The following is a 15,876-nucleotide window of genomic DNA, read 5'->3' on the forward strand; positions in this document are numbered from 1 at the left end:
CCCGAGGCACGCCATGGACGCCCTGACCCAGCGCGCCATCGGCCCGGCGGTGCGCCTGCTGTGCCAGGTGCGGCTCGTGGTCCTGGCGTTCGCCCTGGTGCTCGCGCTGCTCGACGGCGCGGGCTGGCTCGGCGTGTTCCTGGTGGTGCTCGCCGCGCCCTTCTCGTTCGTGCCCGCGCTGAACTGGGACACCCGGGGCCGGTTCTACGCCCGCAACGGGATCCTGCTCGCGGGGGACACGGCCGTGGCCGTCGTGGCGCTGCTGCCGCTGGCGGGCTCGCCGCTCATGGCGGTCTACGCCGCGGCGACCGCCGCCCTGTGGGGCCTGTTCGCCGGGCTGCGGCTCGCGGTCGTGATGGCGGCGCCGCTGTGCCTCTACCAGCTCACCGCGTACGACGGCGGCTGGCGCGGCCTGGTCACGGGCGCCGCCGGCGCGGTCCTGACCATCATCATGACCTGGACCGGGACCCACCTCGGCCGGCGGCTACGGCGGCAGGCGGTACAGGCGGCCGAGCTGGCCGCCGTCCGCGCCGACCAGGCGGCCCTGGCCGAGCGGCTGAGCCTGGCCCGCGACCTGCACGACACGGTGGCCGGCGACCTCGCCGGCCTCGCCCTGGCCGCGCGCGGCCTGGCCGACCGGCTCGACCGCGAGGGCGCGGCGGCGGACACGGTCGGCGTCGCGCGCGAGCTGGGCGCCGCCGTCCGCACGGCGCACGAGCACACCCGGCGCGCGCTCGGCGAGCTGCGTGACGACCCCGACGGCCTCGCGGCGCTGCTCACCGAGACGGTCGGGCGCTGGACCGAGCGCACCGGCACGCCCGCGGCCGCCGACGTCGACCCCGGGGTCGACGCCGCCGCCGGGCCGGGCCGCGCGCGGCACGTCCGGGCCGTGGTGACCGAGCTGCTGGAGAACGTGCGCAAGCACGCGGGCGCGTCCCACGTGGCGGTCACCGTGGCCGTGACGGACGGCGCGGTCCGCGTGGTGGTGTCCGACGACGGCGCCGGGCTGGGCGCCGCGGGACCACCCGGCGGCGGCTCGGCGCTCGACACGGGCGGCTCGCACGGCGGGCACTACGGCATGCGCGGCGTCCGCGAGCGGGCCCAGCTCTGCGGCGGCGACGCGACCTGGGAAGCCGGACCGGAGGGCGGCACCGTGGTCACGGTGGTGCTGCCCGCCGAACCGGCCCGAGCACTGGTGGAGGCAGCCTGATGCGCATACTCGCGGTGGACGACAACCCCATCATCCGGATGGGCCTGCGGACACTCCTGGACGGGACCCCGGGCGTGACGTCCGTGGCCGACACGGGCGACCCCTACGAGGCGATCGCGTACGTCCGGGCCGGCCAGGTCGACGTCGTGCTGCTGGACGTGCGGATGCCCCGGATGAGCGGGCTGGAGCTGCTGCCCCAGCTCACCACCGGGGCGACCGTGGTCATGCTGACCCACACGGACGACCCGGAGACGGTCGCCGAGGCCATCGCCGCGGGCGCCGCCGGGTACCTGGTGCACGGCGCGCTGGAGCCCGAGGCGATGGTCGCCGCCGTGCGGCTCTGCCGGAGCGGGAGCCAGGTGGTCTCCGGGGTGGCCCCGCCGTCCGCCGCGCCGTCCCGCGCGCCCGCGGTGCGCGACCTGCTGTCCCGGCGCGAGGCCGAGGTGATGGACCTGGTCGCCGACGGCCTGGCCAACGGCGAGGTGGCGGCCCGGCTGTTCATCTCCGAGAAGACCGTCAAGAACCACGTGAACAGCCTGTTCGCGAAGCTCGGTGTGACCACGCGCAGCCAGGCGATCGTGCGCTGGCTGCAGCGGGGCCCGGAGCCGGGTAGTGCCGTGGGCCCAGGCAGAACAGGCCCCCGACCAGGCCCGCACACCCTGGGGCCGCGGGCCGCCGCTCCGTAGGTTCTCTGGTGTGGCCGCGGTCCTTGAACCCGCGACCGGACACCGGACACCGAACGTGGAGGACACCATGAACAAGCTGATCGAGAAGGCCACCGCCGCCCGCATCGCGCTCGCGGCCGTCGCCGAGCGTGCGGCCCGCCGGGCCCGCGACGACGAGCGCGGCCAGGGCACCGTCGAGTACGTCGGCGCGGTCCTGCTGGTCGTGGCCGTCGTCGGTATCGTCATCGCCGCGGCGAGCGACGTCGGCGACGCGATCGTCACGCAGCTCACCGACGCCGTGAACGACATCGCGGGCGCGGGCGGCGGCGAGTAAGGCTCCACCGAACACAACGGAGGTACTGGATGCGTCAGGTCCACCGCGCGGCGCTCACCGTCGGACTCGTCGGCCTGCTGACAGGCTGCGGCCTGACCGGCCCCGACGACCGGGCCGACACGGTGACACCGCCACCCGACGCATCGGGAACCCCGACCTCGTCCGGGGGCGCCACCGCGCCTCCGGACGAGGTCGTCTCCGTGGAGCGGGAGCTGCACGAGGCGCGCGTGCGGTTCGACCTGCGCCCCGTCGAGGCCGACGGCGACCTGGCCGTGCTCCGCTACACGTACACCGCAGAGCCCGCCGGCGACGACTCCCTGGGCTCCGGCACCGTCCCGCTGAGCCTGGGCGGGCTGGGCAAGTCCGTCACCGACGGCCGCGGCGTCCGCCTCGTCGACACCGAGGCCCAGGTGGTGCACCCCGTGGCCCAGGCCGCCGACGGGACCCCCGCGGCGGAGCTCGACCAGGAGCGGGGCGACGACGACACGCTGACCGGCTCCGCCGTCGCCGTCTTCGCGGCCCCCGCCGGCGACTCGGTGGACGTGCTGCTGCCCGGGTACGGCGCCGTCACCGTGCCCGTCGTCGCCGCGGGCGACGACCTCGACGCCGCGCTCGAGCAGACCGGCGGCGCCGGGACCGGGGCGACCAAGGAGCTGCGCGCCTTCACCCAGGGCTACGACGCCGGGTCCGCGACCTCCGCCGAGGACGACGACGTCACGGTCACCCTGGCCTCCGACGTCCTGTTCGACTCCGACGAGGACACGCTGTCGCGGTCCGCGCGGGGCGTCGTCGAGCGGGCCGCCGCCTCGATCGTGGAGCAGGCCGACGCCGGGGACGTGCACGTGGTGGGGCACACCGACGACGTCGACACCGACGCCTACAACCAGGCCCTGTCCGAGCGGCGCGCCCGCTCCGTGGCCGAGCGCCTGCGCGCCGACCTGGGCGGCGACTTCACCGTGACCGAGGAGGGCCGCGGCGAGTCCGAGCCGGTCGCCGAGGGCCGGAGCGCCGAGGCGCGCGCCGCCAACCGGCGCGTCGAGATCCACTTCCAGGGCCACCTCGTGGTCGACACGACGGCCGAGAGCGAGGCGCCCGCGACCGACGCCCCGACCGCCCGGGACGCCGCCGTGACCATCGAGACGGGCAAGGGCGAGTACACGGTCGAGGTCGAGTCGGTCCAGCGGCGCCCCGGCGCTCTGGTCGGCACGCTCGTCGCCGAGCGGACCGACGGCACCGGGATCGACCCGGCCTGGTTCCTCCCGGCCCACCTGACGATGCTCGGCGACCGGAAGTTCGGCGCCCTGGCCGAGGTGGCCGGCCCCCACAACCTGTCGCTGCTCGGCGCCCGCGAGCGGGTGCTGCCCTACGACTACGTGGCCGAGGAGCGCACGGGCGGCTTCGTGCTGCGCCGGCTGCTCGGCGACGAGGAGGTCGGGACGCTGGACCAGGGCCAGCGTGCCACGATCGCCGTCTACTGGCCCGACACCGGCCAGGACACCGTGACCGTGGACGCCCCGGAGCGGTTCCGCATCACCGACGTGCCCGTGACCGACCCTGCCCCGTGACCCACCCATACCAGGAGTGACCATGCCCCGACGGACCGACGACCGTGAGCGCGGCTCGATGCACGTGATGACGATCCCCGTCGCCGTCGGGATGCTGACCGCAGCGGTGCTGGTGATCGCGATGTTCGGCTCGGCCACGAACGACCGCCGCGAGGCGGGCACCGCCGCCGACGCCGCGGCGCTCGCCGCCGCCCAGGAGTGGGACGACCGGCTGGGCCACCTGCCCGCGCTGCACCTCCTGGGCGGGGAGCGCTCGGCGTTCTGGGAGCTGCTCGAGGAGGCGCTGCTCGGCCCCGGCACCGAGGAGGAGATGTACGAGGCGGCGCGCCAGTACGCCGAGCGCAACGGCGCCGAGCTGGTCGACCTCGACGTCGACGTCGCGCGCCTGCGGGTCACCGCCGAGGTGCGGCACCACGAGGTGGTGCCCGGCACCGGGATCGCCTCGGAGGCGCGCGCGACGGCGGGGATCCGCCTGAGCGGCGGCCTGTGCCTGGACGGCGGCCTGGGCTGGCTGATCGACGGCGAGTGCGTCACCGAGGCGCCCCCGGAGGAGGACGAGGACGCGGGTGCCGGAGACGGCGGTGGCTCCGGCACCGGCGACGACTCGGGTGACGAGGACTCAGGCGACGCCGACTCCGGTGACGAGGAGGACGACTGGACCCCGCCCGAGGTGACGGCTTACGCGAGCGACGTCGTCCTGGTGGACTGACCAGGACTGGGTCCTGACCGGGGCGGGCACGTTTGCCCCGGGCACTCTCTTGACAGCGCTGTCGGGCGGGTGAAAACTTGCCGCGTCGAGACGGCCCCCAGACGGGCCGCGACGAGCTCCACACCACACCGCCGTGGAAGGGTGCGCAGCCATGACCGTCGTCCTCAGTCGTCCCCGGACGTCCCACCGGCAGCTCCCCGCTGTCGTCGCGGCCGCCGTCGCGCTCACGCTCGGCGCCGCCGGGCTCGCCGCGCCGCAGGCCGCGGGCGCGGTGGCCGGACCACCACCAGAGGCCACAGGAGCGCAGCACGTGCCGACACTCAGCTTCACCGACCCGGACACGCAGGCCCTGCTGGGCCCCGCCTACGCGGGCGCCCTCACCAACCTGCTGGAGACCAACACGGTGCCCTACGACCCGGACGTCTACGACGGCTCGGGCCTGATGGACCCGGAGGTCGGCACGTTCTTCCGCGCGGGCGGCGGGTACGAGCAGCCCTGGACCCGGGACGCCTCGGTGAACTCGTGGAACGCCGGGAGCCTGCTCGCCCCCGACGTCGCGCGCAACACCCTGTGGTCGGTCGTGACGCGGGAGGACGACGGCTCGCTCGTGGTCCAGCAGGACAACCAGTGGTGGGACCAGGTGGTCTGGGTCCCGGCCGCCTGGAACCACTACCTGCTCACGGGCGACCGCGCCTTCCTGCGCGACGCGTTCGACACGGCTGCCCGCACGATGGCGGTCCGCGAGGCACAGCAGTGGGATGCCGGCTACGGGCTGTTCAGGGGCCCGTCCTTCTTCAACGACGGGATCGCCGGGTACCCGGACGGGATGCTGGCGGCGACGGACGACGGCGAGTCGGACAGCAGCTTCGTGCTCGACTACGCGAACACCGCGACCCAGCTCGCCCTGAGCACCAACGCCGTCTACCACCAGGCCTACGTGAGCCTCGCCGCGATGGCCGACGAGCTCGGGCGGCCCGGCGGCGTCGCGCGCGGGTACGCCCGCGACGCCCACCGGCTCGCCGCGTCGATCAACGAGCACTTCTGGCAGCACGACCGCGGCTACTACGGGTACACGACCCCGACCGAGGGCCCCGCCGCCGGCGAGCTGCAGGACTACCAGGAGGGGACCGGCCTGGCCTTCACGATCCTCTTCGGCATCGCGGACCGGGCACAGGCCCGGTCGATCGCCCGGAACACCCACGTCTCGCCGTACGGGATCACCGACGTGTACCCGCGCTTCGACCGCTACGCCGCCGCCGGGTACGCGGGCCGGCACAACGACATCGTCTGGCCCGTCGTGCAGGGCTTCTGGGCCGACGCGATGGCCCGGTCCGGCCACCAGGCGGAATTCGCGGAAGAGGTGACGACCCTGGCCGGGCTGTACGGCCGCCAGGACAGCTTCTTCGAGATCTACGACGCCACCACGGGTGCCGTCGACGGCGGCTACCAGACCGGTCACGTGTGGGACTCCCAGCCGGAGCAGACATGGTCGGCCACCGCGTACCTGCGGATGATCCACGACGGCGTGTTCGGTCTGCGGCCGACGCCGGACGGCCTCGACCTCGCCCCGGTGCTCCCGGCCGGCTGGGGTGACGCGACGCTCAGCGGCCTCCGCTACCGGGACGCCGACCTGACGGTGCGGCTGCACGGGTCGGGCGACAGGGTCCGGTCGTTCGCGCTCGACGGGGTCCCGCAGCGTCTCGCGCACGGTGCGGCGCGCATCCCGGCGGACCTGACCGGTCCGCACACGCTCGACGTGGAGCTGACCGGCGGAGACCAGCCCGACTGACCGTCACGTTCCGTGCGCCCCGTCCGTCACACCGGTGAGGCACCACCCGACGGAAGGACGGACAGCGATGAGCACGCAGGCACTGGACGACGAGGCGGCGATCCGGAGCCGGCTCGACGGGATCGTCGAGGGGCTCCGGGCCAAGGACCTCGACCGGCTGCGGCAGGTCTACGCGGCCGACGTCGTCTCGTTCGACGTCGAGCCGCCGCTCCAGCACGTGGGCGTGGACGCGAAGCTGGCGAACTGGGCGCGGGTGTTCGCGGTCTTCGCCGAGGTCCGCTACGAGCTGCGCGACCTGGACCTCACGGTCGGCGACACCGTCGCGTTCGGGCACGGCTTCGGCCGGCTCAGCGGCACCCTCGCGGACGGCACCGCGACGGCCGGCATGTGGGTGCGGGCCACGTTCTGCCTCCGCAAGGACGGCGGCACCTGGCTGGTCGCCCACGACCAGGTCTCGGTGCCGCTCGACCTGCGCACCGGCAGGGGGCTGACCGACCTGGAGCCGTGACCGGCCGGGCCCCGGCGCCGGACCGCGGCCGCTGCCTCCTGGCGGCGGTCGCGGTTCCTCTCCGGCGTCACGCCATCTCTGGCACGTGGAGGTGCGCGAACGCGATCTCCATCTCCTCGAGACCGTCGACCGTGGCGCCCAGCTCACGGACCACGCGCTCGCGGATGTGGGCGGTGGCCTCCCGCGCGCGCACGACGGCCTCCATGCTGTCGAACGCGGTGGTGCCCACGGCCCGGCCCCGCTCGCGGTCGACCATCAGGCTGCCGCTGCAGAACCCGTCCATCTCCTGCAGCTGCGGCAGGATGACCATCCGGTAGAGGTCGATACAGCGGTCGACCATGTCCTGCCCGCCGCTCAGCCAGGTGAGGCGGGCACAGGCGCCGTCGGGCGTGGCATGGTCGCGGTGCACGACGGCGGCCTCCCACTGGTTGACGTCGCTGCCCCCGGTGCTGCCCAGCGCCTGGACGGCCCGCTCGCGCAGCGGGAGCACGGCGTCGGCGCTCGCCAGCATGGCGTCCATGGACTGCCACGCCGTCGTGGCGATGCACCGGCCGGACTCGCGGTCGACCAGCATGGACATCCCGACGCAGCCGTCCATCGCGGTGACGGCCGGGAACACGTCCTCGCGAACGATCCGCAGCCCGTCGTCGATCCCCCTGGGATCACCCTGGACCTCGGTAGTGCGTACGTACATGTCGGACTCTCCCTGTGTGCTCGGGGCAGCGTCCGGACGGCGCTGCCGTCGCTCTCCACACTCCGCCGCCGGGTGGCACAGGTCAAGGCCGGAGCCGCGGGATCTCAGCGCCGCAGCTCGACGGCGCTCAGCCCCGCGAGGCTCAGGATCACGCGGTCGCCCGTGTCGACGACGGTGGCGAGCACCCGGTCGCAGCTGGCGCACCTGGCCACGAGGCCGGGGGCGTCGGTCCAGACCATGGCCTCGGCGATGGGGGCGGTGCGGCCGCAGCCCCCGCACCGGCCGCGGGCGGCGGTGACGTCGGAGCGGAACACCTCCGAGAGCGCACCGGCGAGGACGTTGCCGTCGAGGTGGTGTGTCATCTAAAGACCTCCGAAGCGCTCGGTGTGGATGTCCGCCGCGGCGTGGCCCAGGTCCTGCAGCCAGCGGGCGACCGTCTCGACGAAGCCCGTCGAGCCGCAGACGTAGACGTGCGGGCGCTGCTCCGCGGCGACGGTGCGCGCGGCGAGGGCGTCCCTGGTGAGCCGCCCGACCGGGTCGGCCCAGCCGTCCGGCGCCGCCCGCGTGTAGACGAGGTCGAGCGCGAGCGTGGGCCCGGCGAGCGCAGCGAGCTCGTCGGCGAAGAAGACGTCGGCGGGCGTGCGGGCCGAGTACAGCAGCCGGAAGGGCACGGTGTCGGCGGCGGCGCCGTGCGCGGCGGCCATGGCGTACAGCGGCACGACGCCGGAGCCGCCCGCGACGAGCTGCACCGGGCGGGTGCTCCGCCCGGGCCGCCAGACGAAGAACGCGCCCAGCGGGCCGTGCAGCTCGACCTGGTCGCCGGGCCGCAGGTCGTGCACCAGGAACGGGGAGACCTCGCCCTCGGGCACCTCGTCGACCGCGAGCACCACCTGTCCGGCCGGCATGGCCGAGGCGACGGAGTAGGAGCGGCTCGCCTGGTAGCCGTCCGGGGCGGTGAGCCGCACGTCGAGGTGCGCGCCCGCCGGGCTCTCCGGCCACGTGGGCACGTCCAGCGTGATCCGGACGGCGGACGGCGTCTCGCGGCGCGTCTCGACCACGGTCCCGGTGTGCCAGGAGACGCGGGGCCGGGGCGGGCTCGCGACGTCCGCGGGCTGCGCGCTCACCAGTACCGCTCCTCCTTCCACGGGTCGCCGTAGAGGTGGTAGCCGTACTGCTCCCAGAAGCCCGGGTCGTTGTCGGGCATCATCGTCAGGCCGCGCAGCCACTTGGCGCTCTTCCAGAAGTACAGGTGCGGCACGAGCAGCCGGGCCGGGCCGCCGTGCTCGGGGTCCAGCGGGCCGCCGTCGGCCTCGGTGGCGATCCAGGCCTTGCCGTCCAGCAGGTCCTCCAGCGGCACGTTGGTCGTGTAGCCGCCGTAGGAGTGCGCCATCACGTACTCGTGCTCCGACTCCACGTTCTCGAAGACCTTGTCCAGGCTCACGCCGCGCCAGGCCATGTCGAGCCTGGACCAGTGGGTCACGCAGTGGATGTCGACCGTGACGTCCTCGACCCCGAGCGCGAGCAGCTCGTCCCAGCTCCACCGGTGGTCGGCGCCGGTCTCGTCGCGGATCGTGAACTCCCAGTCCGCGGTGTCGACCTGCGGGGTGGGTCCGGCGCTGAGCACCGGCCAGTCCTGGACCAGCGTCTGGCCCGGCGGGAGGCGCGGGTCCGCCTCGCGCCTGCGACCGGAGAAACCACGGGTGACGAAGGACATGCGCACTCTCCTCCCGGCGACCGTGCCGCGCACGGTTCGATGGTGGGTTCAGCGTAGGGCCGCGACCGGCCCGCGGCGCGCGAACCGGCCCGTACCGGAGGGTGAGATCGCGCAGTAGGGTCGCGCCATGACTGGTGCGCCTGGTGAGCCGTTGCGGCAGGACGAGCTCGAGGTCTTCGAGGGCCTTCGCGGACGGTTGGAGGCCATCGCGTACCGGCTGCTCGGCTCGGCGTCGGAGGCCGAGGACGCCGCGCAGGAGACGTTCCTGCGCTGGGAGGCGGCCGACCGGGCGCGGATCCAGGTGCCCGAGGCCTGGCTGACCCGGGTGCTGACCAACCTGTGCCTCACCCAGCTCAAGTCCGCGCGGGCCCGCCGCGAGGTCTACGTGGGCGAGTGGCTGCCGGAGCCGGTGCTGGGCGGCGACCCGATGCTCGGCCCGGCCGACACGGCGGAGCAGCGGGACTCCGTGTCCACCGCGGTGCTCGTGCTGATGGAGCGGCTCACGCCCACCGAGCGGGCGGTCTACGTGCTGCGCGAGGCGTTCGCGTTCTCGCACGCCGAGGTCGCGGACATGCTCGACCTCACCGAGGCGGGCAGCCAGCAGATCTTCCACCGGGCCAAGCAGCACCTGGCCGCGGAGCGCACCCGTGCGGCGGTGGACGCCGCGGTGGCCCGGCCGGTCGTGGAGGAGTTCCTGGCGGCGGCCACCAGCGGGCAGCTCGAACCCCTGGTCAAGCTGCTCACCGCCGACGTCGTGGGCGTGGGCGACGGCGGCGGCAAGGTGCCGGCGCGCGCGAAGGCGGTGCTCGGGGCTCAGGCCATGGCCAAGTTCCTGCGCGGCCTCTTCCGGCCGGCCGAGGCCAAGCGCGCCGCCCTGGGCGGCAGCCCGGACATCTACGCGTGGACGGCCAACGGCCTCCCGGCGCTGGTCGTCGTGGTCGGCGACCAGGTGGTCGGCGTGATGACGCTGGAGGCGACCGCCGACGGGATCACCGCGGTGCTCAGCCAGGTCAACCCGGACAAGCTCGGCCGGGCCACGCAGCAGTGGGCCGCCACGGAGCACGGGGAGCCGCTGATCAAGGGCTGGTGATCCGGGGCCTGTGACCGCCGTCACAGGTGCGATCTGTCAGGGTTCGGCGCGCTGTCCGGTTCAGGAGGCACAACCGTCCCGAACGACAGGAGCTGACGGATCATGAAGCACCGCATCGTCATTCTCGGAGCCGGGTATGCCGGAGCCTCCGCCGCCGGCCGCCTGGCCCGCCGGCTGCACCCGGACGACGTCGAGCTCACCCTGGTCAACGCCGAGCCCGACTTCGTCGAGCGGGTCCGCCTGCACCAGCTCGCCGCGGGGCAGGACCTGAAGGCCCGCCCGCTCGCCGACATGTTCGCCGGCACCGGGGTGACCCTGCGGGTCGCCCGCGTGACCGGCGTCGACGTCGACCGCCGGACGGTCGCCCTCGCGGGCGCGGACGGCGCCCCCGGCGCGGACGGACCCGCCGAGCTGGCCTACGACACGCTCGTGTACGCCCTGGGCAGCTCGGCCGACGACCACCAGGTGCCCGGCGTCGCCGAGCACGCCCACGAGCTCGCGGGCCGCGGCGGCGCGCTGCGCCTGCGCGACCGCCTGGCCGCGCTCGGACCCGGTGGGCGCGTCGTGGTGGTCGGCGGCGGGCTGACCGGCATCGAGGCGGTCACCGAGATCGCGGAGACCCGCCCGGACCTGGACGTCGCCCTCGCCGTCCGCGGCGACCTGGGCGCCTGGCTGTCCGACGCCGGGCGGCGGCACCTGCGCGGGGTGCTCGACCGGCTCGGCGTCACCGTCCACGAGCACACCGACGTCGCCCGGGTCACCGCCACCGCCGTCGAGACCGCCGCCGGCGGCACCGTCCCGGCGGACGCCGCCGTGTGGACCACCGGGTTCGCCGCCCACCCGATCGCCGCCGCGACGGCCCTGGAGCTCACCGACCGCGGCCGCATCGCCGTGGACGCGACCATGCGCTCGGTCTCCCACCCGGACGTCTACGCCGTGGGTGACGCGGCGCAGGCCGACGGCCCCCTGGGCAACCCGCTGCGCATGTCGTGCGCCTCGGGCATCCCGATGGCGTGGCTGGCCGCGGACAACGTCGCGGCGCGCCTGACCGGCGGCCGGGTCCCGCACACGCCGCTGGGCTACGTGCACCAGTGCATCAGCCTGGGCCGCGGCGACGCGATCATCCAGTTCGTCACGTCCGACGACCAGGCCCGCGCGGCGGCTCCCGGCGGCCGGCTCGCGGCCCGGTACAAGGAGATGGTCTGCGCCGGGGCCTACTGGACGGTCGCGCACCCGATCCAGTACCCCGTGCGCCGGCGCCGGCTGACGGCGGCGTCGGGTGAGGTTCCGGCGGGGAGCGCGGTAGGGGCGTGATCGGCGGGTCCGGGGCGCGGGACCACCGTCTACGCTGGGCGCCATGGACGACAGGCCAGTCATCCTGCTGGCAGGCGGCGAGCACGCCGACGTCGTCGAGCAGGAGTTCCGCGCCCGGTATGACCGCGACTACCGGATCGAGCTGACCGGCGGCGTGGCCGCGTGCCTCGACCGGGCCCGGGAGCTCGTCGGCGAGGGCGCGCAGGTCGCGATGGTCGCCGCCGAGCACCACCTGCCCGACGGCACGGCGATCGAGCTGCTGCACCAGCTCCCCGCGGTCGTCGCGACCTCCCGGCGGGTCTCGCTCGTCCCGTTCGAGTACTTCAACGACAGCCTGGACGAGCTGCGCGAGGCGATGACGCGCCGGGAGCTGGACACCTACGTCATCCTCCCGCGCGGGCCGCGCGACGAGGAGTTCCACACCGCGCTGATCGAGCTGCTCTCCGAGTGGGGCTGGTCGGTCGGCCGCCCCGTCGTCACGGTGACGGACCTGGTGGCGGGGCCGGGCGACCGGAATGCCGCGGCGATCCGGGACCTCCTGGAGCGCCTCGGCTTCCCCTACCGCTCCCTCGAGCCGGACGACGACGACGCGCAGGCGATCCTCGAGGCCGCCGGCCCGGGGGCCGAGCTGCCCGTGGTCAGCACGTTCCGGGGCCAGGCGCTGTCCGCGGCGACCCCGGCCGCCGTCACCGAGGCGATCTACGGCGGGTTCGACTCGATCCCCGAGGGCGTGATCGCGGACGTCGCGATCGTCGGCGCCGGGCCGGCGGGCCTGGCCACGGCGGTGTACGCGGCGTCCGAGGGGCTGGCCACGGTGGTGCTGGAGCGCGACGCGATCGGCGGCCAGGCCGGGTCGAGCTCGATGATCCGGAACTACCTCGGGTTCCCGCGCGGGATCTCGGGCATGCGGTTGGCGCAGCGGTCCCGCATCCAGGCCAGCCGGTTCGGCGCGCGGTTCTTCACGGGGCGCTCCACGGTCCGGATCGAGCCGGGCCCGCCGCACGAGCCCGAGCACCAGCACGTGCACGTCCGCGGCGCGCAGCTCTGCGCCCGCACCGTGGTGCTCGCGACGGGCGTGACCTACCGGCGGCTCGGTGTGCCGAGCGTCGAGGATCTCGTGGGCGCCGGGGTGTACTACGGCGCGGCCACCTCGATGGCGCGCGAGATGCAGGACCGCGACGTCTTCGTGGTGGGCGGCGGCAACTCCGCGGGGCAGGCCGCCGTGCACCTCGCCAAGTTCGCGGGCGCGGTGACCATCCTGGTGCGCCGCGCGAGCCTCGCCGAGACCATGTCCGACTACCTGGTGCGCGAGATCGAGGCGACGCCCACCATCCAGGTGCGCACCCGGACCGTCGTGGCCGACGGCGGCGGGGAGGGCTGGCTGCAGTGGCTGCGGCTGGAGGACCTGGACACGGGCGAGTCGGCCAAGACCTCCGCCGACGGCCTGTTCTGCCTGCTCGGGGCCGAGCCCGACTGCGCCTGGCTGCCCGAGGGCGTGGCGCTCGACGAGCGCGGCTTCGTGCTGACCGGCCGGGACGTGCCCCGCGAGGCCTGGGTCGACGGCCAGCCGCCGGCGAGCCTCGAGACCACGGTGCCGGGCGTCTTCGCGGTCGGCGACGTGCGCGCGGGGTCGATGAAGCGCGTCGCCTCGGCGAGCGGCGAGGGCGCCTCGGTGCTGCCGCTGGTCCACGCCCACCTGGCGCGCCTGCGGGCCCGCGAGTTCGGCGCCTGAGGCGGGGAGGCCGGCAGTTTGCCTCGCAGACTCGGCACTCGGCATTGAGATCGGTCCATCCCTGGACCGATCTCAATGCCAACTGCCGAGCTCAAGATGTGGCACCTCCTCGCGCGCTGAGACCGCTTGTCTCATAACGTGTCGAGCGTGAAGCGCACTGCAGGGGGCATGAGCGCGCTCGCGACGGCGGTTCTCGTCGCGATCGGCGCTGTCATTCCGGCGATGTCGGCCTCGGCGGAGACCACCGCCGGCTGGGCCGAGTGGGACCCGTTGTCCGGTTCGGCCGGGGACTGGTCCACGAGCGTGCGGCTCCCGGCGAAGGGCTTCCCGGAGGCGACGGTGACCTCCGACTCGCGCGGCGGCGTCGGCGTGATCTCGGGGGCGTCCTCCTGGCTCGCCGCGGCCACCCCGCCCGGCGAGGTCTACGGGTCGAGCCGCGACCAGCAGTACCTCAACCTGCGGCCGCAGGCCGACCGGCCCTCCTCGCCGTCGACCACCACCTACACCTTCGAGCGCGCCACGCCGCCCGGCGGCTGGGCGTTCGTGCTCGGCGACATCGACGCGGACCGCGCGGTGGTGACCGCGCTCGGCGTGGACGGCCGGGAGCTCGCGGGCGCGGAGCTCGGCTTCCAGGGCGGCTTCAACTACTGCTCGGGCGCGGGGTCGCCGTCGTGCACGGGGGACCCGGCGGACGTGCCCGCCTGGGACCCGGCCACCGGCGAGCTGCTCGGCAACCCGGACGCGAACGACACCTCGGGCGCCGCGGGCTGGTTCCAGCCGACGACGCCGATCAAGTCGCTCACCGTCCAGTTCTTCCAGCGCAGCGGGTTCCCCGTCTACCAGACGTGGTTCGCCTCGCTGGCGCGCGACATCTCCGGGACCGTGAACCTCGTCGACGGGGCCGGCGCCCCGCAGGGCGTGCTGCCGGGCGCGAAGCTCACGCTGTTCGGCCCGGACGGCGCCCAGCTCGCCACGACCACGTCGGACGAGAGCGGCCAGTACGCCTTCCCCGGCTACACCGCCGCGGACGGGTACGCCGTGGAGCTGACCACCCTGCCCGAGGCCGACGACGACCACCCGTACGGTCTCGTCCCGTACGGTGAGCGGACGGTCGAGGACGTCGACCTCGGCGACGCCGACGCCACCGGCGTCGACCTCGCGGCGCGCGACGTCGCCCCCGTGGCCGTGAGCGGTACGGTCCTGACCGACGACGGCGAGCCCGTGCGCGGGGCGACCGTGACCCTCACCCCGGTCGGCGGCGGCGTGCCGCTCACGGCCGTGACCAGCTCGACCGGCGAGTACCTGATCGACCACGTGGCCTGGGACGCCGAGAACGACCGCCCGCAGGAGTACACCTTCTCGCTGAGCGACCTGCCCGAGGGCTTCGCCGTCGGCTCGTCGCCGGACCCCGTCACGGTGCGGGTGGGCCAGGAGGAGGCCAGTACCGGCAACGACTTCGTCGTCCGGGCGCCCGCGTCGCTCTCCGGCACGGTGACCGTGGGCGGGGAGCCCGTCGCCGGCGTCGTCGTCACGCGCGAGGGGCCGGGCGGGAGCGTCAGCACCACGACCGACGCCGACGGCACCTACCGGTTCGACGAGGTGCCCGCCGGCGACCACGCGGTCCGGATCACCGTGCCCGACGGCTACCGCGCCGACGGCCCCGCCACGCGGGACGTCACGGTCGGCGCGGACGACGTGACCGACGTCGACTTCGGCCTGTCGCACCCCGGGGCGATCGGCGGCACCGTGGCCGACGACGCGGGGGAGCCCGTGGCCGGCACGACCGTCACGGTGACCGGCCCGGACGGCCCGGTCACGCTCGTCACCGACGACGTGGGCGGGTACTTCGTGGGCGACCTGCCGCCGGGCGACTACACGATCGTCGTCACGCTGCCCGAGGGGTACACGGCCGAGGTCGTCGAGCGGTCCGTCACCGTCACCAGCGCCGGCGAGGACCTGCTGCAGGAGGACTTCGCCCTGGTCAACGGCCCCGTCGAGCCCCAGGGGCAGCCGGCCGGCGGCACGGTCACCCACGCCGGGGGCGCGCCCGTGCCCGGCACCCGGGTGACGGTCACGGATGCCGACGGCACGCCGGTCGCCGCCACGAAGGCGGACGACGACGGCGCCTGGCGCACCCGGCTGCCCGCCGGCACGTACACCGCCGTCGTGCACCCCGGGGAGGGGTACGTCGTGGACGGCGAGGGGCGTATCACCTTCGAGGTGGCCGACGCCGAGGTGACCGGCCTCGACTTCGTGCTCGCCAACGCCGCGCAGGCCCCGAACCCCGGACCGGGCACCGACCCGTCGGCCGGCCCCGAGCCGGACCCGGCGGAGCCCGGCGACCTGGCCGCCACGGGCGCGACCGTCGGCTCGGTGACGCTGGCGGCCGGCGTGCTCGTGGCCGCGGGCGTCGCGATGGTCCGGGGGTCACGCCGCCGGAGCTGAGCCTTGCGGGGACCCGAGAACTCCCTCTAGTGTGCACATGTCATACATGTTCCCTCGCTGAGTCGGTGCTGCCGTCCGGGCGACGGGGAGCACGACACACGACGAGG

At 74.9% G+C, this 15,876-nt stretch carries 15 protein-coding genes; 11 read left to right on the forward strand and 4 right to left on the reverse strand.

Features of this window, described 5'->3' with window-relative positions; all coding sequences use genetic code 11:
• Positions 1-13: 13 nt before the first annotated feature.
• From H291_RS0117805 to H291_RS0117840, 7 genes are all read left to right on the forward strand, one after another.
• The gene (locus tag H291_RS0117805) at positions 14-1,210 is read left to right on the forward strand and encodes a sensor histidine kinase (protein WP_020016365.1); all 1,197 of its coding nucleotides are present in this window, start codon (positions 14-16) and stop codon (positions 1,208-1,210) included.
• Positions 1,210-1,896, forward strand: a complete 687-nt coding sequence (locus tag H291_RS30645) for a response regulator transcription factor (protein ID WP_020016366.1) — start codon at positions 1,210-1,212, stop codon at positions 1,894-1,896. Before H291_RS0117805 ends, H291_RS30645 begins: the two co-directional genes overlap by 1 nt.
• A gap of 67 nt (positions 1,897-1,963) precedes the next feature.
• The gene (locus tag H291_RS30650; RefSeq protein ID WP_198012522.1) at positions 1,964-2,209 is read left to right on the forward strand and encodes a hypothetical protein; all 246 of its coding nucleotides are present in this window, start codon (positions 1,964-1,966) and stop codon (positions 2,207-2,209) included.
• Between the two features lie 29 nt (positions 2,210-2,238).
• Entirely contained in the window at positions 2,239-3,774 is a 1,536-nt protein-coding gene (locus H291_RS0117825; RefSeq protein WP_020016368.1) for an OmpA family protein, read from the forward strand.
• A gap of 22 nt (positions 3,775-3,796) precedes the next feature.
• Positions 3,797-4,483, forward strand: coding sequence for a pilus assembly protein TadG-related protein (locus tag H291_RS30655; protein WP_020016369.1), 687 nt, complete (start codon positions 3,797-3,799; stop codon positions 4,481-4,483).
• 151 nt (positions 4,484-4,634) lie between these two features.
• Positions 4,635-6,272: a hypothetical protein gene (locus H291_RS30660; protein WP_020016370.1), complete on the forward strand. Its 1,638-nt coding sequence runs from the start codon at positions 4,635-4,637 to the stop codon at positions 6,270-6,272.
• A 67-nt stretch (positions 6,273-6,339) separates the two neighbouring features.
• Entirely contained in the window at positions 6,340-6,780 is a 441-nt protein-coding gene (locus tag H291_RS0117840) for a YybH family protein (protein WP_020016371.1), read from the forward strand.
• A 67-nt stretch (positions 6,781-6,847) separates the two neighbouring features.
• Here the strand turns inward: H291_RS0117840 and H291_RS0117845 are convergent, their stop codons facing one another.
• From H291_RS0117845 to H291_RS0117860, 4 genes are all read right to left on the reverse strand, one after another.
• Positions 6,848-7,474 carry a hypothetical protein gene (locus tag H291_RS0117845; RefSeq protein WP_020016372.1) on the reverse strand — a complete coding sequence of 209 codons (627 nt, stop codon included), beginning with the start codon at positions 7,472-7,474 and terminating at the stop codon, positions 6,848-6,850.
• A gap of 104 nt (positions 7,475-7,578) precedes the next feature.
• A complete protein-coding gene (locus H291_RS0117850) occupies positions 7,579-7,836 on the reverse strand; it encodes a DUF6510 family protein (protein ID WP_020016373.1) in 258 nt (85 codons plus the stop codon).
• Positions 7,837-8,598, reverse strand: coding sequence for an FAD-binding oxidoreductase (locus tag H291_RS0117855; RefSeq protein WP_020016374.1), 762 nt, complete (start codon positions 8,596-8,598; stop codon positions 7,837-7,839).
• Positions 8,595-9,188 (reverse strand): molybdopterin-dependent oxidoreductase, encoded by a 594-nt coding sequence (locus tag H291_RS0117860; protein WP_020016375.1) that lies wholly within the window; start codon positions 9,186-9,188, stop codon positions 8,595-8,597. The genes H291_RS0117855 and H291_RS0117860 overlap by 4 nt, the downstream gene beginning before the upstream one ends.
• A gap of 127 nt (positions 9,189-9,315) precedes the next feature.
• Between H291_RS0117860 and sigJ the strand changes: the two genes are divergently transcribed.
• From sigJ to H291_RS0117880, 4 genes are all read left to right on the forward strand, one after another.
• The gene (gene sigJ, locus H291_RS0117865; RefSeq protein WP_051109515.1) at positions 9,316-10,278 is read left to right on the forward strand and encodes an RNA polymerase sigma factor SigJ; all 963 of its coding nucleotides are present in this window, start codon (positions 9,316-9,318) and stop codon (positions 10,276-10,278) included.
• A 102-nt stretch (positions 10,279-10,380) separates the two neighbouring features.
• A complete protein-coding gene (locus tag H291_RS30665; protein WP_020016377.1) occupies positions 10,381-11,592 on the forward strand; it encodes an NAD(P)/FAD-dependent oxidoreductase in 1,212 nt (403 codons plus the stop codon).
• Positions 11,593-11,635: 43 nt separating this feature from the next.
• Positions 11,636-13,324 carry an FAD-dependent oxidoreductase gene (locus H291_RS0117875; protein WP_020016378.1) on the forward strand — a complete coding sequence of 563 codons (1,689 nt, stop codon included), beginning with the start codon at positions 11,636-11,638 and terminating at the stop codon, positions 13,322-13,324.
• Positions 13,325-13,471: 147 nt separating this feature from the next.
• Complete coding sequence (locus H291_RS0117880) at positions 13,472-15,769, forward strand: MSCRAMM family protein (protein ID WP_232216092.1); 2,298 nt, start codon at positions 13,472-13,474, stop codon at positions 15,767-15,769.
• Positions 15,770-15,876: the final 107 nt, after the last annotated feature.

Source organism: Promicromonospora sukumoe 327MFSha3.1 (assembly GCF_000385135.1).
Taxonomy (GTDB): domain Bacteria; phylum Actinomycetota; class Actinomycetes; order Actinomycetales; family Cellulomonadaceae; genus Promicromonospora; species Promicromonospora sukumoe_B.